This window comes from Gulosibacter sediminis, assembly GCF_014904065.1.
Taxonomy (GTDB): Bacteria; Actinomycetota; Actinomycetes; order Actinomycetales; family Microbacteriaceae; genus Gulosibacter; species Gulosibacter sediminis.
In genome coordinates, this window is the sequence record NZ_JACXJG010000007.1 from 80,133 (window position 1) to 101,211 (window position 21,079).

The following is a 21,079-nucleotide window of genomic DNA, read 5'->3' on the forward strand; positions in this document are numbered from 1 at the left end:
CGCCCATGCCGCCGACGCTAAACAGCACCGGCTGCTCGGGGAATTCGCGGCCCTCGGCGGTGCCCTCGAGCACGTCACCGATGTTGACGACGCGGGCCTCGTCGAGCTCGCCGAGTTCGATCAGGTCTTGCCAGTAGAGCCCGATCATGCCGAACGCGGTCTCGTGTGAGGGAGCCGGATACTCCTCAGCCCACGCCTCGTAGATCGCCTTCGCGTCAGCCACGAGGCGGGCCTTGCCGCTGAGCGTGTAGTCCTTGTCCATCTTCAGGATCGCCGGCAAGCTGAGGAACGCGCCGGGCTTGATCCAGTCGCCGTTGATGTACGGGTAGTTCTCCGAGCCGACGAGGCCGGTGACCGCGACGCTGACGATGTCCGACTCGCGCACGGCCTCCTCAGCAGTGTCGACGACCTCGATCGTCGTGAACTGGGGGAAGTTCTCGCGCACGAAGTCGGCGAAGCGCTCCGAGGTGACGCGCCGGCGGCCCTGGATGCGCACGGTGGTGAGGCTCGGGCGCACCTTGACGAAGGTGTCGAGCGCCGACTTGTTCATCGCGCCGGGACCGATGAGGCCGATTGACTCGGCATTCTCCGGGGCGAGCTTGCGCGCGGCGGCGCCCGGCACGGCAGCGGTGCGGTAGGCGCTCTCGAGGTTCCCCGACATGATCGCGAACGGCGCGCCCGTCGTCGGGTCGTTGAGCACGATGAGGTGGATCGAGCGAGGCAGGCCCTGCTCGCGGTTGTCGATGTTCGAGCCGTACCACTTCACNGGCGACGTCGAAGCGGCCGCCGAGGTACGCATCCATGGCCATGAAGCGACGGTCGGCCGCGTCGGTCGGCATCTCGGGGAACGGCGAGCTTTCGGGGAACGTGATCATCGCGCCGTGCGAGTTGGCTGTGTTGCCAGCCATGCGGTACGCGCCCTTCGCGACGAGCACGAGCACCTCCTCCATCACGTCGATGCAGGCGTTGATGTCGGTGACGCCGGCGGCGATCATGTCGGGTTCGTTGAGGTAGAGCATGTCGATGCGGGTGGACGAGGTCATCGGGGAAATCTCCTAGCGAGGCGGTGCGGGATGTTGCTGGTTAGTTGATGGCGTCGTCGCCGGTCTGGCCGGTGCGCACGCGCACGACCGAGACCACGTCGGCGACCCAGATCTTGCCGTCGCCGATCTCGCCGGTACGGGCGGCGTCGGCGATGGTCTCGACGACGGCGTCGACGGTCTCGTCGGTGACGACGATCTCGAGGCGCACCTTGTCGACGAAGTCGACGGTGTAGGTCTGGCCGCGGAAGAACTCGGTTTTGCCCGCTTGCGTGCCGCGGCCGCGGGCATCGGTAACGGTGATGCCCTTGACGCCGTGTTCGGCGAGGGCGAGCTTGACGGGCACGAGCACGCTCGGCTGCAGGATTGCGGTGATGAGTTTCACGGGAGTGTCCTTTGCTGGAAGCGGTGGGGGCGGGGCGGCTTAGCGCTCGTCGGTGCCGACGTAGGCGGTTTCGGCGTGGATGGGCTGGTCGAGGCCCGAGATCTCGGTCGCCTCGGGCACGCGCAGGCCCATGGTGCGCTTGAGCACGATCGCGATGACGTACGAGATGACGAAGGTGTAAATCGCGACCGAGACCATGCCGATGAGCTGAGAGCCGAGGAACGACCAGGTGCCGCCGTAGAGGATGCCGACGAACTCGGTGTTCGCGCCGCCGCCGGCGGCCGGGTCGGCGAGGAAGGCGAGCAGGGCGCTGCCCACGAGGCCGGGCACGAGGTGCACGCCNACGGCATCGAGCGCGTCGTCGTAGCCGAAGCGGGCCTTGAGGCCGACGGCCCAGTACGCCACCGCGGCGCCGACGCCGCCGACGACGAGCGCGCCGATGGGCGAGAGGATGTCGGCACCCGGCGTGACGGCGACGAGGCCGCCGAGCAGACCGGTCACGGCGCCGGCCGTCGTGGTGGCGCCGCGGTGGCTGCGTTCGATGATGAGCCAGACGAGCAGACCGGCGCAGAGCGCGGCGAGCGAGTTGAGGATTGCCAGGGCGGCGAACTCGTTCATCGCACCGGTCGAGCCGGCGTTGAAGCCCATCCAGCCGAAGGCGAGCAGCCACGCGCCGAGCACGATGAAGGGCACGTTGCCCGGGCGGCCGGGGGTCGGGAAGCCCTTGCGGCGGCCGAGCACGATCGAGAGGGCGAGCGCGGCGGCGCCGGCGTTTGTGTGCACCGCAATGCCGCCGGCGAAGTCGTGCACGCCGAGGTTGTTGACGATCCAGCCACCGATGTGGCTGCCGTCCTCCGAACTGAACGAGAACACCCAGTGCGCGACGGGGAAGTAGCCGAGCGTGACCCAGAGGCCCGCGAAGAGCAGCCAGGCGCCGAACTTCATGCGGCCCTCGATCGCGCCGGCGACGATCGCGGTGGCGAGGCCGGCGAACATGAGGTGGAACGCGGCGGTCGCGACGGCCGAGGCAACACCCTCGTCGGGCGTGCCCGAGAGAATCGACTGGATGCCGAGGGCCTCGGTGACGTCGCCGATGATGCCGAGGCCGCCGACCGAGTTGCCGAGGATCAAGCTGTAGCCGAACACCACGAACAGCACCGCACCGACGGCGAAGCCGCCGAGCACGATCATGATGCTGTTGAGCACGTTCTTCGTACGGCTCATGCCGCCGTAATAGAGCGCGAGGCCCGGCACCATGAGCACCATGAACACGCAGGTCACGAGAACCCACATGGTGTTGATCGCTGACGTTGTCTCCATGACAATTCCGCCTTTGCTTTGCGTGAATACTTGAAGATAGTTTGCGTGCAGCGACAAGTCGGAACCAAATCAAAACGGTAACGAAAGGGTAACGATCACTTTGAAAAAAGTGCCCTTGATCAGGGAAAACAAAAGCGCACCGAGTTTCCCTTTCGCTGTTTCGGCGGAAGGGAAACTCGGTGCGCTCGTGGTGCGGCGCGACTAGCGCATCAGGGCCTCCAGGCCGGTCGCGAGGGCGACGGAGCCGACCTCGGCGTCGTCGTCGGAGGTGCCCTCGTCGGGGGCGTGTGAGGTGCCGGAGGGGTTGCGTACGTAGAGCATCCCGGTGGGGATCACGCCCGCGAGCACACCCGCGTCGTGCCCAGCGCCGGTGTCGAGCACGGGCGCATCCGGCAGGGCTGCCTCGAGCTGGGCGCGGAGGTCGGCGTCGAAGCGCACCTCACCGCTGAACGACTCTTCTTGGAGTTCGACGGCGCAGCCCTCGCGCTCGCCCGAGGCGCGGATGCGTTCGGTGATCTGCTCGAGCAACTGGCGCACGACGGACTCGTCGCGGTGTCGCAGGTCGAACCAGAGGTCGGACTGCGAGGCGATGACGTTCGTGCCGCCGGGAAGCGCGCGGAGGCGACCGACGGTGCCCCGCGCCTCGGGCGTCTGCTCGGCGGCCTCACGCACCGCGAGGATCGCGTCGGCGAGCACTACGACCGGGTCTTGGCGATCCTGCATCCGCGTCGTGCCGGCGTGGTCGCCGCGGCCGCGAATCGCAACGTGCCAGCGGCCGTGCGCGAGGATCGAGCTACCAACCGCAACCGGCTGCCCGAGGTCTTCGAGGCCGCGGCCCTGCTCAACGTGGAGCTCGACGAAGGCGTGAATGTCGGCGAAGCGCTCCGGGTCGGGGCCGATCGCGTCGGGATCGATGCCAGCCGCACGGGCCGCGTCGGGGAAGGTGACGCCGTCCGCATCCGCGAGGCTGCGCGCGCGTTCGGGTGTCAGTGCGCCGGAGGCGAGGCGGCTGCCGAGGCAGGGCACGCCGAAGCGCGAGCCCTCTTCCTCGGGGAACACGACGAGGGCAAGGGGCCGGGCCGGGAACTCGTTCGCCTCGCGCAGTAGGTCGAAGGCGCGCAGCGCGCTGACGACGCCGAGCGGGCCATCGTAGGCGCCGCCGCCGGGCACCGAGTCGAGGTGGCTGCCGGTGATCACGGCGCCGGCGCGGTCGCCGCTCGCGGGGAGCCACCAGGCCCAGACGATGCCGTTGCGGTCGAGTTCGACCTCGAGGCCGCGGCGGGTGGCCTGCTCGATGAACCAGCTGCGCAGCTCGCGCTCGGCCTCGCCGAGGCCGGGGCGGCTGTAGCCGCCGCGAACCGGGTCGCGACCGATCTCGGCGAGCTCGGCGAGGAGGTCTGCGGTGGGCGTGCTCATCGGGTCACCGACCAGGCCGGCGAAGTCACGGCGAAGCGCGGGTGCGCGGTCGCGCCGAAGACGAGCTCGGCGATGAACTCGCCGATCAGCGGCGCGAACTTCGCGCCGTGACCCGAGCACGGTGACGCGATCACGAGGCCCTCGGCGGCGTCGAGCAGGAAGTCCTCCTCGGGCAGCATCGTGAACAGGCAGGTCGTCTCGGCGTAGGGCTCGGGCACGAGGCCCGGCACCTGCTCGCGAACGTACTCGATCATCCGTTCGCGGTTGGCGGGGTCGATCTCGCCGGTCTGCATGCCGCCATCGGCGATTGACGTGCCGCCGAGGAACTCGGCGAGCTTCTGGCCGCGGAAATTGGCGTCGCGACCGCCGGGCAGGCTGTAGGTAAGGATGCGCTCGGACTTGTGGATGAAGGTCGGCCAGCTCGTCGGAGCCCCCGGTTTGGGCTCGCCGATATCGGCCGCGTCGCGGTATGGGAAGTGGTAGGCGTTCTCCTGGGTCACGACCGCCTGGGGGAGTCGGTCGATGAACGCGCTCGGCAGCTCAGTCTCGGCGAGCAGCTTCGAGAGCCATGCGCCCGCGGCGACGACGACCTGCGCCGCGCGAATCGTCGCGCCAGTCGTCGAGGTGACGAGGTAGCTGGTGCCGTCGCGGCGGATGCTCTCGGCCTCCCAGTCCTCGTGGAGGCGCGCCCCGGCCTCGATCGCGAGGCGCAGCTGCGCGCGCACGGTCGACTCAGCGTCGATGACGCCGCCGCCCGGCTGCCACAACACCTCCGTGTCGAAGTTGATGCCGGGCCAGCGCTCGGCCGCGTCCGAGGCGGAAATGAGCTCGTGGTCGATGCCGACCTCGTCGAGCACGCCCGCCAACTGGCGCGGGTTGCGCCGCACACCGAAGTCGAGGGCGCCGCCGGGCGTGATGAGCTGCTCGCCCGAGAGGCGCTCGAGCTCGTCGTACCTCCTGCGAGCCTGCTTGACGAGGTCGGTGTAGAACGGGTCGGGGTACGCGTAGCGGAAGATGCGGGCTGAACCGTGCGAGCTGCCGTGCTCGCTCGCGGCGGTGTCGCGCTCGACGACCGTCACCTCGGTGCCGCGCGCGGCGAGTTGATGCGCCGCGGCCGAGCCCATTAGGCCGGCGCCGATGATCAGCACCTGCGTCGAGTCCTGCTCCGTCATAGTGTGTGTGCCCACCCGTCTCGGCCTGTCGCGACCACCGTTCGTGGCCGTCGCGGCGCGTGGGACAAGTACACCGGTAGATAGGTTCGATGTCCAATACCTATGTCACGCTGATTAATAGTGTTCGGCTATCGTCGAGGAATGGAACTTCGCCAGCTTCGGTACTTCTCGGTGCTCGCTGAGGAACTGCACTTCGGTCGCGCCGCCGAGCGGCTGCACATGTCGCAGCCGCCGCTCAGCGTGCAGCTGCGCAAGCTTGAAGACGAGCTCGGGGTGCCGCTGCTCGACCGCTCGACGCGGCGGGTCGAGCTGACTGCCGCGGGGCTCGAACTGCAACAGCGGCTGGCGCAGGTACTGCCGCTGCTCGACGAAGCACTGACCGGCCTCGACGAGGTGCAGCTTGGCATGCGTGGCCGCGTGGCAATCGGCTTCGTAAGCTCGGCGAGCTACACCCTGCTGCCCGCCGGGCTGCGCGGATTTCGCGAGGCGCGACCACACGTTGAACCCCAGCTGCTGCCGCTCACGACGACCGAACAGATCGAGCGACTGCAGGAGGGCCAACTCGATGTCGGCATCGTGCGCGACGCAGCCGAAAGCCCGCTTTACGCCTCAAGCGCGCTGCGCGCCGAGCGACTCGTCGTCTGTGTTCCGCGCGATCACGCGCTCGCGGCGGCCGAGCAGGTGACGCCCGCCGAGGTGGTCGCGCATCCGCTCATCGGGTACCCGCGCCACATGATGGCCGGCTTCGTCGACCTCGTGCATGCGGCACTCGCCCCAGCTCGAACCCAGCTGCGGTACGCCCACAAGGTGGTGCACGAAGAGACCGGGCTCGGCTTCGTGGCCGCGGGGGAGGGGCTCACCGTGCTGCCGGAAACCGTGCGCGAGCAGCTGCCCGCGTCCATCCGCGCCGTGCCGATCGACACCGAGCTGCGCTCGCGGCTCGTCGCCATCACGGCGCCGGGCGGTGCCGAGTCCGCGGCCGCGGCCGCGTTCGTCGAGTGCCTCGTGGCCGCGGCCCGCGGCTAGCGCTCACGCAGGGCCGGGAACACCGCATCCCGCAGCAGCGGCGCGAGGTCGGCGCGATCCGAGTCGAGCGCGATCCACTCGAGCTCGTCGATCTCGGCGTTCACCGCGACGCCCTCGACGAACGGATGCTCGAACACGCTCGCGACGACAGTGTGGTTCGGCTCGTTCGCCGCGTCGGTCTCGAAGTCGCCGAGGTGCGTGAGCTCGGCCGCGTCGAGGTCGATGCCNAGCTCCTCCTGCACCTCGCGAACGGCCGTCTGCTCGGTGGTCTCGCCGGGCTCGGGCTTGCCGCCGGGGAACATGAAGCGCTGCGTGCCGCGCTTGCGCACGCTGAGCACGCGGCCCTGCTCGTCGCGGAGCACGACCGCGCTGACGACGATCTTCGAGCGCAGCGGCGCCTCGGCGGCTGCGGCCTCGGTGGCGGCGATCGACGCGTCAGCGCCGGCAGGGTCGGTGGCGGTGGTGCGCCGATCAAGCTCCCAAACACTGAGACTGATCGCCGCATTCGCGGCCGCAAGCACGGTGCAGGGCCGACGCACACCGCCGCCGCGGAGCCGGTCGACGAGCTTCGCGTCGAGTCGCTCGCCGAGGGGTGAGACGGCCGCGGTTGCGACGGCAACGCCCGCGGCGACCACGCCGAGCGCATTGCCCGTCACGGGTTGCGGGCGCTCGGAGCGCACGGCGGCGACGGCCGACCAAGCCGCGACGGCGCCGATCGCGCCGCGGTAGAGCAGCTTGCCGGTCGTGGATGCGCCTCGCGGCTCGACGAGAGCGAGCGCGGCAAGCGCTGCCGAGGAGGTGATGCCGAAGAGGGTCGAATGAGAGTTGCCGAGCTGGTCAATCAACGTGCGAAGCGGTGCGGCCATGCCACCAAAACTACGGTCCCACCCTGCCGCGATGCTGGGCACGACGTGCACCATGTATCCAGGACCGGGGGTTAGCTTCGCGGCCATGAAGATCACCCAGCACTACGTCGCGCTCGACGCCGCCGACCACATTGAAGAGGCCACGTTCTGGGCCGCGGTGTTCGACGGGGAGGTGAGCGACGAGCCTGGTTGGGACGACTGGCGCACCGTCAAGGTCGACGGCCGCACGGTCATCGCCGTGCAACAGGCGCCCGACTACGTCGCGCCCGAGTGGCCGAGCGACGACCCCACGCGCCAACAGCAACAGGCACACCTCGACATCCACGTCGACCAGGCCGAGGTCGCGGCGGCTGAGGCGGAGGTGCTCGAGCTCGGCGCCCGCCTGTTGCAGGGGCATGAGGACGTGACCGCGCCCGAGGGCTTTCGGGTCTATGCCGACCCGGCCGGGCATCCCTTCTGCATCTGTTGGTGAACGCCGCCGTGCGCCCGCCGAAACCGGCCACCCGCCGGTAGAATTGCCGAATCATGACTGAAACGGCCACCGCTATCGCTCCGTCCGACGCCTCCCGCAACGCCGATGGCTCGCCCCGGAGCTTCTACGTGCGCACGCTCGGCTGCCAGATGAACGTGCACGACTCCGAGCGCATCACTGGCTCGCTGCTCGCTGCGGGCTACGTTGAGGCCGACACCGAAGACGCCGACGTCATCGTCATCAACACCTGCGCCGTTCGTGAGAACGCGGCCACCAAGCTCTATGGCAACCTCGGCCAGCTCGCGAGTCGCAAGCGCGAGCACGAGGGCATGCAGATCGCCGTCGGCGGCTGCCTCGCGCAGATGGAACAGCAGCAGATCGTCGACAAGGCGCCGCAGGTCGACGTCGTGTTCGGCACGCACAACATGGGCTCGCTGCCCGTGTTGCTCGAGCGCGCGCGTCACAACGACGAGGCGCAGGTCGAGCTGCTCGAGGCGCTCGAGNTTCCCGTCGACCCTGCCGACGAAGCGCGACTCGAGCTACTCGGGCTGGGTGTCGATTTCGGTCGGCTGCAACAACACCTGCACCTTCTGCATCGTGCCGTCCCTGCGCGGCAAAGAAAAGGACCGCCGCCCGGGCGACGTGCTCAGCGAGGTGCGCGCGATCGTCGACCAGGGCGCGATCGAGGTGACGCTGCTTGGGCAGAACGTCAATTCGTACGGCGTCGACTTCGGCGATCGCCAGGCGTTCTCGAAGCTGTTGCGCGCGACCGGCGAGATCGAGGGCCTCGAGCGCGTGCGCTTCACGAGCCCGCATCCGGCCGCGTTCACCGACGACGTCATCGCCGCCATGGCCGAGACGCCGAACGTCATGCCGCAGCTGCACATGCCGCTGCAGTCGGGCTCCGACCGCGTGCTGCGCGAGATGCGCCGCTCGTACCGCTCGAAGAAGTTCCTCGGTATTCTCGACCGCGTGCGCGAGGTGATTCCACACGCCGCGATCACGACCGACCTCATCGTCGGTTTCCCCGGCGAGACCGACGAGGACTTCGAAGAGACGATGCGCGTCGTCGAGGCGTCGCGGTTCGCGAGCGCCTTCACCTTCCAGTACTCGATCCGCGAGGGCACGCCCGCCGCGACGATGCCGAACCAGGTGCCGAAGGCGGTTGTGCAGGAGCGCTTCGAGCGCCTCCTCGAGCTGCAGCAGCGCATCTCGCTCGAAGAGAACGAGAAGCTCGTCGGCACGACGCAGCAGGTGCTCGTCTCGGTCGACGAGGGCAAGAAGGACGGCGCGACGCACCGCCTCACCGGCCGCGCCGAAGACAACCGGCTCGTGCACTTCGCGCTGCCCGAGGGCGGCGCGACCCCGCGCCCCGGTGATGTCGTCACCGTCGAGATCACCCGCGGGGCTCCGAGTTACCTGCTCGCCGACAGCGACGCGCCCCTGCGCATCCGCCGCACCCGCGCGGGCGACGCCTGGGATGCGGCACAGGCCGCGTCGTGCGGCACTGGCGACGCCCCGAGCGAGGGCGGCCGGGCGGTCAACCTCGGCCTGCCGACCCTGCGAGTGGGCGCGCCCAGCTCGCCGTCGAAGTGGCAGTAGCCGCTGAGCTCATCGTCGTTGGCGGGGCCACCGGCACCGGCAAGACGGGGCTCTCGCTCGACATCGCCGACGAGCTTGCGCGGGCGGGTCGCGCGGCAGAGATCGTGAACGTCGATGCGATGCAGTTTTATCGCGGCATGGATATCGGCACCGCGAAGCTACCGCCGCATCAGCGCCGAGGCATCCCGCATCACCTCTTCGACGTACTCGACGTCACCGAGCCCTCGACGGTCGCCTGGTACCAGCCGCTCGCGCGCGCCTGCATCGACGAGATCATCGGGCGCGGGGCCGTGCCGATTCTCGTCGGTGGCTCGGGGCTCTACCTCGCCTCGGTCGTGTTTGACCTGAGTTTTCCCGGTCGCGACCCCGAGGTGCGCGCGGCGCTCGAGGCCGAGCTCGAACAGTGGGGGCCGGGCATGTTGTATCGTCGGCTGCAGGAGTTCGACCCCGAGGCGGCCGCCCGCATCGATCCGAAGAACGGCCGCCGCGTCGTGCGCGCCCTCGAGGCGATTCGCGTGACGGGCGAGAAGTTCTCGGCGCAGCTGCCCGAGCAGGATTCATGGTGGCGGCCGACGGCGATGGTGCTCGCCGAGACGCCGCGCGCTGAGCTCGTGCAGCGGTTGGATGCGCGGGTCGAGGACATGTGGCGCGACGGCCTGGTAGAAGAGACGGCCGGCCTCGTCGAACGGGGGCTGCGCTACGACACGACGGCCGGCAAGGCCATCGGTTACGCCCAAGCGGCGGCGCAGCTGCGCGGCGAACTGACGCAGGCCGAGGCGATCGCCCAGGCCCAGGCGCTCACCCGCAAGTACGCCCGCCGCCAGGTCTCGTGGTTCCGCCGCTACGACACGGCCCTCCGCCTCGACGCGACGGCCCCCGGCGCGGCCACCCAAGCCCTCGCCCACTTCGCGTCGGCCTAAGAATCGGTTGAGTGGTCGATTNGGGAGAAAATGGGGGCATGACGCGCGTGCAGTTCACCAAGGGCCAGGCCACCGGCAACGACTTCGTCTTCATTGCCGACCCCGACGGTGAGTTGAACCTCACCCCCGAAGAGATCACGCGACTGTGCGACCGCCACTTCGGCGTCGGCGCCGACGGCTACATCCGCGCCGTGCGCAGCAACAAGCTGCCCGAAGGCGAGGCGATCCTTGCCGAGGCACCCGAGGCTGAGTGGTTCATGGACTACGCGAACGCCGACGGGTCGATCGCCGAGATGTGCGGCAATGGCGTGCGCGCCTATGCCCGCTTTCTCACCGAGCGCGGCCTCGCGCAGCTCGCGTCGGGGGAGACCCTCGCGATTGGCACCCGCGCGGGGGTGAAGGATGTGCAGCGCACCGGCACCGGCGGTTTCCAGGTCGACATGGGGCGCTGGCGCCTCGCCGGCGGCGAACCCGTCGTGAGCGCGGCCGGCCTCGACGTCGCGCGGCCCGGCCTCGGAATCAATGTCGGCAACCCGCACGTCGTCGTCGCCCTCGCGAGCGTCGACGAGCTCGAGCAGCTCGAGCTCGGCCGGCAGCCGACGCTCGACCCCGAGCCGATCGACGGCGCCAACATCGAGTTTGTCGTGCCGAACGAGCCGATGGTGCGCGACGGCGTCGGCCGGGTGAAGATGCGCGTGTTCGAGCGGGGTTCGGGCGAGACGCTCTCGTGCGGCACCGGCGTGGTCGCGACCGCCCTCGCGGTGCGCCACTGGGCAGGCACGGGCGCGCCGAACAACTGGCAGGTCGAGGTGCGCGGCGGCACGCTGCAGGTGCGCATGTTCCCGACCGAAGAGGGCGAGCACGTCGGCCTTGCCGGCGCGGCCGAGCTGTCATTCGACGGCGAGCTCGAACTCGACGAGCTGCGGCGNCTCGGTAACCCTCCCGTAACCGCCGCGCCACATCGCGTATCCGCCCGTTCTTTAGGCTCACGTGTCGTGGGGCGGGGTCGCCGCCCTTGATTGAGAATCGGAGCAGCGATGCGCGTAGCAAGCAAACTCTCCGCCCTCCTCGCGACCGCGGCACTGGTCGCGGCGGGTANCTCCCGCCGTGGCTCAGGCCGCGTCGCCGATGGCGCAGACGGTTAATGAGGATGGCACCGTGACGGTGCAGCTGATCGCCGTGAACGACGTTCACGGCCGCATCGGCGCCATGACGGTGCCGTGGGCGGGCACGATCGAGCAGGCGCGAGCCGAGAACCCCGACTCGGTGCTCATCAGCGCGGGCGACAACCAGGGCGCGAGCCTGTTCGCCTCGTCGATCGCGAACGACGAGCCGATCATGGACGTCCTCAACACCGTCGGTGTCGACGCAATCGCGGCCGGCAACCACGAGTTCGACAAGGGCNTGGCCGACGTCGAGCGCATCGAGGAGTACCTCGGCCAGTCGCTGCTCGCCGCCAACCTCTACGACGACGCCGGCAACACCGTGCTCGACACCTACAAGATCATCGAGAGCGGCGGCCTGCGCATCGGCGTCATCGGCACCGCGCCCGAAGACCTCGCGACCCTCGTCTCGGCCGAGGCCTTCGACGGCCTGGAGGTTGGCGACGCCGTCGAGGCGGTGAACCGCGTGGCCGCCGAGATTGAGGACGACGTCGACCTCATCGTCGCCGACTTCCACGACGGCGCCACCGCCGGCGAGCCCGAGGGTGCCACCTGGGATTCTGAGCGCGCGAAGCCCGGGTTCATCCAGCAGATCGACACCGAGCTCACGCCCGCCGTCGACGTCGTGCTCAACGCGCACACCCACCGCGTCTACAACTGGACCGACACCGTCGACGAGACCGGCGCCACCCGCCCGGTCATCCAGACCGGTGAGTACATGAACAACGTCGGCGTCATCGAGGTCACCTACGACCCGGCGAGCGGCGAGGTTGTCGACTTCACGAGCGAACTGCGCGCCCGCACCACGACTCCGGCCGACGAGCTCATCGCGACCTACCCGGTTGTGGCCCAGGTGAATGACATTGTCAACGATGCGCTCGCCGACGCCGAAGTGCTCGGCGGCGTGACCGTCGGCAACATCACGAGCGACATCACCCGCGCGGGCGTCGCCGCCGAAGACATGAGCTACCCGGGCGAATCAGCCCTCGGCAACCTCGTCACCGACACGATGGTGCAGGAGGGCGAGCAGTACGGCGCCCAGATCGGCATGGGCAACGCGGGCGGCGTGCGCGCCGACCTGCTCTATGGCGAGGACGGCGTGGTCAGCTATTCCGAGCTCCAGGCCGTCATGCCGTTCGTGAACAACCAGTTCGTCGTCGAACTCACCGGCGAGCAGGTGCGCACGCTCATCGAGCAGCAGTTCCGCGAAGACGGCAGCTACACGCACATCTCGTTCTCGAGCAACCTCACCTACACCTACGACCCCGAGGCGGCGTTCGGCAGCAAGGTCAGCGACGTCTACTTCGAGGGCGCGCTGATCGACCCCGACGAGGTCTACAGCATCATCACCTACGGCTTCCTCGCGAGCGGAACGACGGGCTTCCCGGTGTTCCAGGACGCGATTTCGAAGACCGACACCGGCCGCATCGACCTCGACATGTTCCGTGATGCCTTCGCCGATTCGATCGACGGCGACGCGATCGCGCCCGACTTCTCGCGCCGCACCGTGCAGCTGACGGGCGCCCCGGATGCTCCGGTCGTGGCCGGCGAGCAGGTCACCTTCGCGCTCGGCGACCTCGACCTCACCTCGGCGGGCACCCCGCTCGCGAGCGAGATCACGGGCACCCTCGTGGACGCCGACGGCACGCGCATCGAGCTCGGCTCGTTCACGGCCGCCGAAGGCGCCGCCGAGATCTCGTTCGCGCTGCCGGAGGCGGCGGCGGGCGATGCCACGATCGAGCTCGAGGTGGCGGATGCGGGCACCCTCGTCCGCGTGCCGCTCACGGTCGAGGCCGGTGCCGAGCCGACCCCGGCGCCGACCGCCACGACCCCGGCCGAGACCGACCCGGCGACGAGCAGCCCCGAGCCCACCGAGCCGGGCGCATCGGCCACCGCGACGTCGACGAGCCCGGAAGTCGCTGACGGCGACGACTCGCTCGCGACCACCGGTGCGCAGGTGCTGCCGCTCGGCCTGCTCGCTGCCGCGACCGTCGTGCTCGGCGCCGTGCTCGTGCTGCGCCGCCGCACGCAGGCGTAACCGCACACCGCACTCACGACGATGCCCGGGTCACCNCCGCGAGCATCCGCCAGCACCCCGCGCAACCGCGAGCCCGGCCGCCCCACTCAGCAAGCTTCCAGAATTCGCACCTTGCCACGGCCACCCGCACGCCATAACGTATAACCAAATGGTTGAACGAATCGAGCTCACCGATGAGCAAATGGATCGCATCTTTCACGCCCTGTCCCAGTCGACGCGGCGCGACATGCTCCGGCGCACGCTCGAGGGTGAGCGATCGGTCTCGGAGCTCGCCCGCGAGTACGACATGTCGTTCGCCGCGGTGCACAAGCACGTCAGCGTGCTCGAGCGGGCCGAACTCGTCGTCAAGCGCGTCGCGGGCCGCGAGCGCCGAATCCGAGCGAATCCCGACATGATCGCCCGCACCCGCACCCTGCTCGCCCAGTACGAGGCGATGTGGCGCGCCCGCATCGCCAGACTCGACGAACTGCTCGCCGAGGAGCCGAACCCATCCGACTCCAACGCCCCCGCCTGATCTGCCCACCGCGCGACCCCACCGAAGGAAAGCTCATGCCGGTCACCGACACCACCATCGACAGCGAAAACCTGACCATGACGCTCGTCGCCGAATTCGCCGCACCCGTGTCGCGAGTCTGGCAGGCGTTCACGACTCCCGAACAGCTCAACCGCTTCTTCGGACCGCCCACCTGGCCCGCCACGTTCACCGAATTCGACCTGCGCCCGGGCGGCAAGGCCCGCTATCACATGACCGGACCCAAGGGCGAGACCTCCGCGGGAGTGTGGGAGTTCATCGAAGTGGCCGAGGGGCAAAGCTTCACGGTGCTCGACATGTTCACCGACGACACCGGCAACCCGCAGACCGAGCTGCCGCAGATGCGCGTGACCTACGCATTCGAGCCGAACGGCAAGGGCACGAAGTACACGAATGTGACCTACTTCGAGTCGGCCGAAGCGCTCGAGGAGGTCGTCGCGATGGGCGGCGTCGAGGGCTCGAGGCTCGCTATCAATCAGCTCGATGCGGTGCTGCAGGACCTCCGCGAGTTCGCCGAGGGCAAAGGCACGACGCTCGAACTGCTCAACGAGACGTACGTGCGCATCACCCGCCTCATTCACGGCCCGCGACACCTCGTGTGGCGCGCCTACACCGAGCCCGAGCTGCAGCGGCAGTGGGCGCTCGGCCCGGATGGCTGGGCGATGACCGTCTGCGACATCGACCTTACGGTCGGCGGCGAGCAGCGCACCGAGTGGGCCCCGTCGGTGACACCAAGGGGGAGGGCTTTGGCTTCGAGGGCGAGAACCTGCTCATCGAACCCGAGAGCCGCCTCGTCTCGACCGAGCGCATGATCGGCACCGAGGGTCCGACGAACATCAACGACCTGCACCTCTACGAGGAGGACGGTGCGACGCTCGTCACGCTCGTCGTCGAGTACGAGAGCGAAGAGGTGCGCGACATGATCCTCGCGACCGGGATGGTTGGCGGTATGGAGGAGAGCTACGCCCGCCTCGAGCGCGTCATGGGCGGGTTCTAGCTCACGCGCTTGACGAGCAGGATGCGGAACCCGCCGTCGGTGCGCGGGCGCGNAGACCTCGTACCCCGCACCGAGGGCCTCGGCGAGTCGCCGCTGCAGCGAGTCGGCGCCGAGGTTCTTGCCCACCACGAGCCAGGCCTCGCCGCCGACCCGCAGTCGGGGCAGCCACGTGAGCATGAGCTCGTCGAGCGACTCCTTGCCGATGCGGATCGGCGGGTTCGACCAGATCACGTCGAACTCGACCTCCGCCGGCACCTGCTCGGCCTTGACCGCCCGCACGCGGTCGAGGCCGAGCCGCTTCGCGTTGGTGGCAGTGAGCTCGAGGGCGCGCTCGTTCACGTCGAGCGCCCACACGTCGAGCTGCGGCGACGCGAGGCCGAGGCTGAGGCTGATCGGGCCCCAGCCGCAACCGATGTCGAGGGCCGTGCCGCTCTCGGGCGGCGCGGGCACGTGGTCGAGCAGGATGCGCGTGGCCTTGTCGAGCCGGTCGGCTGAGAACACGGCGCTTGCGGTCTCGAGGCGAACCTCGCGACCCTGCAGCACTACGTCGATCTCGCGCTGGTTCGCGTTCGCTGTGGGCTGCGAGGCAAAGTAGTGCTCAGACATGCTTCGAACGTAGCGCAGCGCGTATCCTGGTCGCAGCATGCCCCTAGATGAAACCAGCGCCAACGGCGCCCCCAATTCTGACGACGCTCGCAACGACGCGACCGAATCGCTGCTCGACCGCGTTCTGCGCAGCTCCGAAGCAAACCGCAGTCGCACGACGATGTTCCACGACGAGCGGCGCGCGAGCGCGCTCCAGAGCGACGACACCATCTCGCACAGCGACACGGACGGCCTCCAGCTTGACCGCGAGGCGCGCCGCTCGCTGCAGCACGTCGACGGCCTCTCGACCGAACTCGAGGACGTCACCGAGGTCGAGTACCGGCAGGTGCGGCTCGAGAAGGTCGTGCTCATCGGCGTCTATGCCGCGGGCACGATCGAAGACGCCGAGAACTCGATGCACGAGCTCGCCGCGCTCTGCGAAACCGCCGGCGCGGCCGTCCTCGACGGCATCCTGCAGCGACGTCCGCATCCCGACGCCTCGACCTACCTCGGCCGCGGCAAGGTCGAGGAGCTCGCCGACATCGTCCGCTCGGTCGGCGCCGACACCGTCGTCGCCGACACCGAGCTCGCGCCCTCGCAGCGCCGCGCGCTTGAGGATCAGGTGAAGATCAAGGTCATTGACCGCACCGCCGTCATTCTCGACATCTTCAGCCAGCACGCGAAGAGCCGCGAGGGTAAGGCGCAGGTCGAGCTCGCGCAGCTCGAATATCTGCTGCCGCGCCTGCGCGGTTGGGGTCAGTCGATGTCGCGGCAGGCCGGTGGCCAGGTCGGTTCAGCCGGCGCCGGTATGGGTTCGCGCGGCCCCGGTGAGACGAAGATCGAGCTCGATCGCCGCCGCATCCACACGCGCATGGCGAAGCTGCGTCGCCAGATCGCAGGCATGAAGACGTCGCGCGACACGAAGCGCGCCGAGCGCGGCCGAAATCTCGTGCCCTCGGTGGCGATCGCGGGCTACACGAACGCCGGTAAGTCGTCGCTGCTCAACCGCATCACCCGCGCGGGCGTCCTCGTTGAGAACCAGCTGTTTGCGACGCTCGACGCGACGGTGCGCCGCACCGAGACACCCGAGGGGCGCCCGTACACGCTTGCCGACACCGTCGGCTTCGTGCGCAACCTGCCGCACCAGCTCGTCGAGGCGTTCCGCTCGACGCTCGAGGAGGTCGCCGACTCGGATGTGCTCGTGCACGTCGTCGACGCGAGCCACCCCGACCCGGCGGGGCAGATTCGCACCGTGCGCGAGGTCATCTCTGAGATCGACTCGCGCGACGTGCCCGAGCTCATTGCGTTCAACAAGGCCGACCTCATCGATGCCGACACGCGGCTCATGCTCCGCGCGCTCGAGCCGAACTCGGTGTTCGTCTCGGCCCACACGGGCGAGGGCGTTGAGGAACTCCAGGAGCGCATCGCCGAGTTGCTGCCGATGCGCGAGATCGAGGTCGAGCTCGTCGTGCCCTATCAGCGCGGCGACCTCGTGTCGATGCTGCACGACCAGGGCGGCGTGCTGCGCGAGTTGCACGATACCGATGGCACACACCTGCGCGCCCGCGTGCATCCCGATCAGATGGGCGTGTTCGAGGAGTTTCGGGTTGCTGGCCGCTCAGCTCCCGAGGGCAAGAAGCCGCCGGTGCGGCACAAGCCGCGCGCCCGCGTTGACGAGTCGGACGAGCGCGTGCTGAGCCTGCCGCGCGTGGACTACGACAACTAGCGCGAGCTAGACCGAACGCAGCACGGCGACGATCTTGCCGAGCACCGTCGCCTCGTCGCCGAGGATTGGCTCGTAGTTCGAGTTGCGCGGCAGCAGCCAGGTGTGGCCGTCGCGCTGACGGAACACCTTGACCGTGGCCTCGCCGTCGAGCATGGCGGCCACGATGTCGCCGTTGTTCGCGGTGGGCTGCTGGCGCACGACGACCCAGTCGCCGTCGCAGATCGCGGCGTCGATCATCGAGTCGCCTGAGACGAGCAACAGGAACAGCTCGCCGTCGCCGACGACCTGGCGGGGGAGTGGGAAGACCTCTTCGACCTGTTGCTCGGCGGTGATCGGCACGCCCGCCGCGATGCGCCCGACGAGGGGCACGAGGGCGGTCGGGCCCGGCGTGATGCTCGGCTCGACCTCGTCAATCGCCACATCGACGAGCAACTCGATGGTGCGCGCCTGATTCGCGTTGCGGCGAATGTAGCCGCGCTTCTCGAGCTGGTTGAGCTGATAGGCCACCGACGACGAGCTGATGAGGCCGACGGTGTCGCCGATCTCGCGGATGCTCGGGGCAAAGCCATTGCTGTTCTGGAACGTTGCGATGAACGAGAGGATGCGCTGTTGCGTGTCCGACAGGGGCTTGATCTGCTTGGCCATCGGCCCTCCTGAGGTGGTGGTCACGAGGCCGTGTCGGAGGCCCGTGGTCAGCTGTGTTCCGTTGAAGTCACCCTACGTGGCATCAGCACCGGACTCAAACACCTTTTCGAGCGTGTCGCCCTTATTCTCGAAAAAGTGTTTGCTTTTCGAACATGTCGAATCTATATTCGAAACAGATGTTCGCATGCACCTCGCATGCACGTCGAAAGGAAGCGACCAACATGACTGCTCTTACTGCACGCACCAGCGCCACCGCGCAGCCCCGCCTGCGGCTCACGAGCCGTGGTCGTCGACTCCTCGGCACCCTTCTGCTCGCTCCCGTCGCCCTCGGCGTCGGGGTCGGCATCGCCCAGGTTCCCGCCGCGCTCGCATCGAACACGAGCAGCGCTGCCGCAACCACGTTCGAACACCACACGGTGCTCGCGGGCGAAACCCTCTGGAGCATCGCCGACGAGATCGCCGACGGCCATGACGTGCGCGACGTCGTGCACGAGATCATGCGCCTCAACCTGCTCGAGAGCTCCTCGGTGCAGGCAGGCCAAGAGCTCGCGCTGCCGAACTACTAGACCACCAGATTTCCGGGCCGCGGACACGGCCGCGGCCCGGAAGCCACGCACCACCACCACCACCNGGGCGTCGCAACCACCCCTTCCGGAGGCGGCGCCCGCGGTGGTTTTCCGGACGCCTAAGATAATGGGGTGACGAGCTTCGAAGACCTCCCCATTCGCGACGACCTGCGTGGGCTGACGCCGTACGGCGCGCCGCAGGACGCGCTGCCGATCACCATCAACGTCAACGAGAACCCGTTCTCGGTGCCGGAGGCCGTCGCCCTCTCGATTATTCAGCGCATTTCGCTCACGCTGCCGGGGCTCAATCGCTACCCCGACCGCGAGTTCACCGAGCTCCGCGAGCGACTCGCGACGTACCTCGGTCAGGGGCTCACACCCGAGCACATCTGGGCAGCCAATGGTTCGAACGAGGTGCTCCAACAGCTGCTCCAGGCCTTCGCTGGAGCGGGCCGCAAGATCATGAGCTTCGCGCCGACCTACTCGATGTACCCGCTGCTCGCGAAGGGCGTCGGCAGCGAATGGGTTGCGGCGCCCCGCGACGAGAACTTCGAGCTCACACCTGAGCTCGTGCGCACGGCCATCGAAGCCGAGCGACCCGACGTCGTGCTGCTCTGCACGCCGAATAACCCCACGGGTACCCCGCTCGATCTCGAGACCATCGAGGCCGCCTACGACGCGACCGACGGCATCGTCGTCGTCGACGAGGCGTACGCCGAGTTCCGTCACGACGGCGCGCCGACGGCGCTGAGCCTGCTCGAGGGGCGCCCCCGACTCGTCATTTCGCGCACCATGTCGAAGGCCTTCGCCTTCGCCGGTGTGCGTCTCGGTTACTTCGCGGCCGACCCGGCCGTCGCCGACGCCGTGCGGCTCGTGCGCCTGCCGTACCACCTGTCGGCGATCACGCAGGCGGCGGCCATCGCCGCGCTCGAGCACAGCGACACGATGCTTGCGCAGGTCGACCGCATCCGCATCCAGCGCGACCGCATCGTCGACGAGACCGCCGCGCTCGGCTACCGGCCGTACCGCTCCGATGCGAACTTCGTGCTCATCGGCGGCGTCGCCGACCCCGCCGCGATGTTCGACGAGTTCGTGGCCCGCGGCATCCTGATCCGCAACACCGGCCCCGCCGACTGCATCCGCGTCACCGCCGGCACCGAGTTCGAAACCGACGCGTTCCTCTCGGCCCTCGCCGAGATTACCGCCGCCCGACCCGAGCTGCAGCTCACTGGTTCCGAAGGAGTCAGCGCATGACCGATCCCCGTACCGCCACCGTCGAACGCGCCACGAGCGAGTCGAGCATCCGCCTCAGCCTCAACCTTGACGGCACCGGCGCCTCGAACATCAACACTGGGGTGCCGTTCTACGACCACATGCTCACCGCATTCGCGAAGCACTCGCTTACCGATCTCACGATCGAGTCCAACGGCGACGTGGACATCGACGAACACCACACGATTGAGGACACCGCGATCGTGCTCGGCCAGGCGATCCGCGAGGCGCTCGGCGACAAGCGCGGCATCGCGCGCTACGGTGACGCCCTCGTGCCGCTCGACGAGGCGCTCGCGCAGTGCGTCGTCGACATCTCGGGCCGCCCATTCCTCGTGCACTCGGGCGAGCCCGAGGGCTTCGAATTCCACCGCATCGGCGGGCACTTCACCGGTTCGATGGTGCGCCACGCGTTCGAGGCGATCGCGTTCCACGCTGCGCTGACCGTGCACCTGCGCGTGCTCGGCGGGCGCGACCCGCACCACATCGCCGAGGCCGAGTTCAAGGCCTTCGCCCGCGCTTTCCGCGCGTCCAAGCGACTCGACCCCGAGGTCGACGGCATCCCGTCCACCAAGGGTGCCCTGTGACCGGCGCGCGGCCGAACGTCGTCGTCTTCGACTACGGCTTCGGCAACGTGCACTCGGCGGTGAAGGCGCTTGAGGCGGCCGGCGCCGACGTCGAACTTACCGCCGACCGCGACAAAGCACTCCACGCCGACGGCCTGCTCGTGCCGGGCGTCGGCAGCTTTGCGAGCGTCATGGACGGCCTCGCGCAGGCCGACGGACCGCGCATCGTGGGCAGCCGCCTCGCCGGTGGCCGCGCCGTGCTTGGCATCTGCGTCGGCATGCAGGTGCTGTTCGCGCACGGGGTCGAGGGCACGAGCGCCGACCCGAATGCGCCGCAGCTCGAGCGCGAAGAGACCGAGCGCATCCACGCCCGCAACGCCGACGAGTTCTGGTGGAACGAGGATGCCGACGACGCGAGCGCGGGCACGCCCGGCCTCGGTGAGTGGCCAGGCGTCGTGCGCGAGCTGCGCTCGCCGCGCCTGCCGCACATGGGCTGGAACACCGTTGACGTGCCCGAGGGCTCGCAGCTGTTCGCCGGTGTCGAGGACGCACGGTTCTACTTCGTGCACTCGTACGCCGCGACCGAGCTCGAGATCCCCGAGATCCTGCCCGGGGTCAAGGGGCCGCTGTGCACCTACTCGACCTACGGCGAGCGGTTTATTGCCGCCGTCGAGAACGGCCCGCTCACGGCCACCCAGTTCCACCCCGAGAAGTCGGGCGACGCTGGCATCGCGCTGCTGCGCAACTGGCTCCGCACGCTGTAGCCCGAGCGC

Annotated in this window: 19 protein-coding genes and 3 pseudogenes; 14 read left to right on the top strand and 8 right to left on the bottom strand. The window is 68.9% G+C overall.

The annotated features are described in order from the left end of the window. The 5 genes from ID132_RS04340 to ID132_RS04360 form a co-directional block, all read right to left on the bottom strand. Positions 1-766, bottom strand: a 766-nt coding sequence (locus tag ID132_RS04340; RefSeq protein WP_328743673.1) for a Rossmann-fold NAD(P)-binding domain-containing protein, incomplete at its 3' end; no start/stop codon positions are given. 317 nt (positions 767-1,083) lie between these two features. Then, entirely contained in the window at positions 1,084-1,425 is a 342-nt protein-coding gene (locus tag ID132_RS04345) for a P-II family nitrogen regulator (protein ID WP_125107232.1), read from the bottom strand. 39 nt (positions 1,426-1,464) lie between these two features. Continuing rightward, positions 1,465-2,745 (bottom strand): ammonium transporter, encoded by a 1,281-nt coding sequence (locus ID132_RS04350; protein ID WP_193127936.1) that lies wholly within the window; start codon positions 2,743-2,745, stop codon positions 1,465-1,467. Between the two features lie 201 nt (positions 2,746-2,946). After that, positions 2,947-4,161: an allantoate amidohydrolase gene (locus ID132_RS04355; protein ID WP_193127937.1), complete on the bottom strand. Its 1,215-nt coding sequence runs from the start codon at positions 4,159-4,161 to the stop codon at positions 2,947-2,949. After that, entirely contained in the window at positions 4,158-5,333 is a 1,176-nt protein-coding gene (locus ID132_RS04360; protein ID WP_193127938.1) for an FAD-dependent oxidoreductase, read from the bottom strand. Before ID132_RS04360 ends, ID132_RS04355 begins: the two co-directional genes overlap by 4 nt. Before the next feature lie 141 nt (positions 5,334-5,474). Between ID132_RS04360 and ID132_RS04365 the strand changes: the two genes are divergently transcribed. Next, positions 5,475-6,359, top strand: coding sequence for a LysR family transcriptional regulator (locus tag ID132_RS04365; protein WP_125107236.1), 885 nt, complete (start codon positions 5,475-5,477; stop codon positions 6,357-6,359). Here ID132_RS04365 and ID132_RS14660 read toward each other — a convergent pair. Continuing rightward, on the bottom strand, positions 6,356-7,312 hold the full coding sequence (locus ID132_RS14660) for an NUDIX hydrolase (protein ID WP_459562430.1): 957 nt from the start codon (positions 7,310-7,312) through the stop codon (positions 6,356-6,358). The two genes, ID132_RS04365 and ID132_RS14660, sit on opposite strands and share 4 nt — an antisense overlap. On the opposite strand from ID132_RS14660, the gene ID132_RS04375 reads away from it, so the two are divergent. From ID132_RS04375 to ID132_RS14665, 8 genes and pseudogenes are all read left to right on the top strand, one after another. After that, the gene (locus ID132_RS04375; protein ID WP_193127939.1) at positions 7,311-7,697 is read left to right on the top strand and encodes a VOC family protein; all 387 of its coding nucleotides are present in this window, start codon (positions 7,311-7,313) and stop codon (positions 7,695-7,697) included. The two genes, ID132_RS14660 and ID132_RS04375, sit on opposite strands and share 2 nt — an antisense overlap. A gap of 53 nt (positions 7,698-7,750) precedes the next feature. Beyond that, positions 7,751-9,299: pseudogene (gene miaB / locus ID132_RS04380) on the top strand (tRNA (N6-isopentenyl adenosine(37)-C2)-methylthiotransferase MiaB). Then, on the top strand, positions 9,290-10,219 hold the full coding sequence (gene miaA, locus ID132_RS04385; RefSeq protein WP_125107239.1) for a tRNA (adenosine(37)-N6)-dimethylallyltransferase MiaA: 930 nt from the start codon (positions 9,290-9,292) through the stop codon (positions 10,217-10,219). The pseudogene miaB and the gene miaA overlap by 10 nt, the downstream one beginning before the upstream one ends. Before the next feature lie 38 nt (positions 10,220-10,257). Then, a pseudogene (gene dapF, locus ID132_RS04390) lies at positions 10,258-11,133 on the top strand (diaminopimelate epimerase); the annotation flags it as partial. A gap of 214 nt (positions 11,134-11,347) precedes the next feature. Then, positions 11,348-13,420, top strand: coding sequence for a bifunctional metallophosphatase/5'-nucleotidase (locus tag ID132_RS04395; RefSeq protein ID WP_268898493.1), 2,073 nt, complete (start codon positions 11,348-11,350; stop codon positions 13,418-13,420). 148 nt (positions 13,421-13,568) lie between these two features. Next, positions 13,569-13,934 carry an ArsR/SmtB family transcription factor gene (locus ID132_RS04400; protein ID WP_193127942.1) on the top strand — a complete coding sequence of 122 codons (366 nt, stop codon included), beginning with the start codon at positions 13,569-13,571 and terminating at the stop codon, positions 13,932-13,934. A gap of 35 nt (positions 13,935-13,969) precedes the next feature. Further along, the gene (locus ID132_RS04405) at positions 13,970-14,764 is read left to right on the top strand and encodes an SRPBCC family protein (protein ID WP_328743674.1); all 795 of its coding nucleotides are present in this window, start codon (positions 13,970-13,972) and stop codon (positions 14,762-14,764) included. After that, the gene (locus tag ID132_RS14665) at positions 14,665-14,949 is read left to right on the top strand and encodes an SRPBCC domain-containing protein (protein WP_328743675.1); all 285 of its coding nucleotides are present in this window, start codon (positions 14,665-14,667) and stop codon (positions 14,947-14,949) included. Before ID132_RS04405 ends, ID132_RS14665 begins: the two co-directional genes overlap by 100 nt. A gap of 129 nt (positions 14,950-15,078) precedes the next feature. On the opposite strand, the pseudogene ID132_RS04410 reads toward ID132_RS14665, so the two are convergent. After that, positions 15,079-15,594, bottom strand: a pseudogene (locus ID132_RS04410) (class I SAM-dependent methyltransferase); the annotation flags it as partial. Here ID132_RS04410 and hflX point away from each other — a divergent pair. Next, on the top strand, positions 15,593-17,260 hold the full coding sequence (hflX, locus tag ID132_RS04415) for a GTPase HflX (RefSeq protein ID WP_193127943.1): 1,668 nt from the start codon (positions 15,593-15,595) through the stop codon (positions 17,258-17,260). The pseudogene ID132_RS04410 and the gene hflX overlap by 2 nt on opposite strands. Positions 17,261-17,266: 6 nt before the next feature. On the opposite strand, the gene lexA is transcribed toward hflX, so the two are convergent. Continuing rightward, positions 17,267-17,905 carry a transcriptional repressor LexA gene (gene lexA, locus ID132_RS04420; protein ID WP_125107246.1) on the bottom strand — a complete coding sequence of 213 codons (639 nt, stop codon included), beginning with the start codon at positions 17,903-17,905 and terminating at the stop codon, positions 17,267-17,269. A 221-nt stretch (positions 17,906-18,126) separates the two neighbouring features. Between lexA and ID132_RS04425 the strand changes: the two genes are divergently transcribed. The 4 genes from ID132_RS04425 (at position 18,127) to ID132_RS04440 (ending at position 21,070) form a co-directional block, all read left to right on the top strand. Further along, positions 18,127-18,471, top strand: a complete 345-nt coding sequence (locus ID132_RS04425; RefSeq protein WP_125107247.1) for a LysM peptidoglycan-binding domain-containing protein — start codon at positions 18,127-18,129, stop codon at positions 18,469-18,471. Positions 18,472-18,603: 132 nt separating this feature from the next. Then, entirely contained in the window at positions 18,604-19,725 is a 1,122-nt protein-coding gene (locus ID132_RS04430; RefSeq protein ID WP_193127944.1) for a histidinol-phosphate transaminase, read from the top strand. Further along, the gene (hisB, locus tag ID132_RS04435) at positions 19,722-20,327 is read left to right on the top strand and encodes an imidazoleglycerol-phosphate dehydratase HisB (protein ID WP_193127945.1); all 606 of its coding nucleotides are present in this window, start codon (positions 19,722-19,724) and stop codon (positions 20,325-20,327) included. Before ID132_RS04430 ends, hisB begins: the two co-directional genes overlap by 4 nt. After that, positions 20,324-21,070, top strand: coding sequence for an imidazole glycerol phosphate synthase subunit HisH (locus ID132_RS04440; protein ID WP_193127946.1), 747 nt, complete (start codon positions 20,324-20,326; stop codon positions 21,068-21,070). The genes hisB and ID132_RS04440 overlap by 4 nt, the downstream gene beginning before the upstream one ends. Positions 21,071-21,079 lie beyond the last annotated feature (9 nt).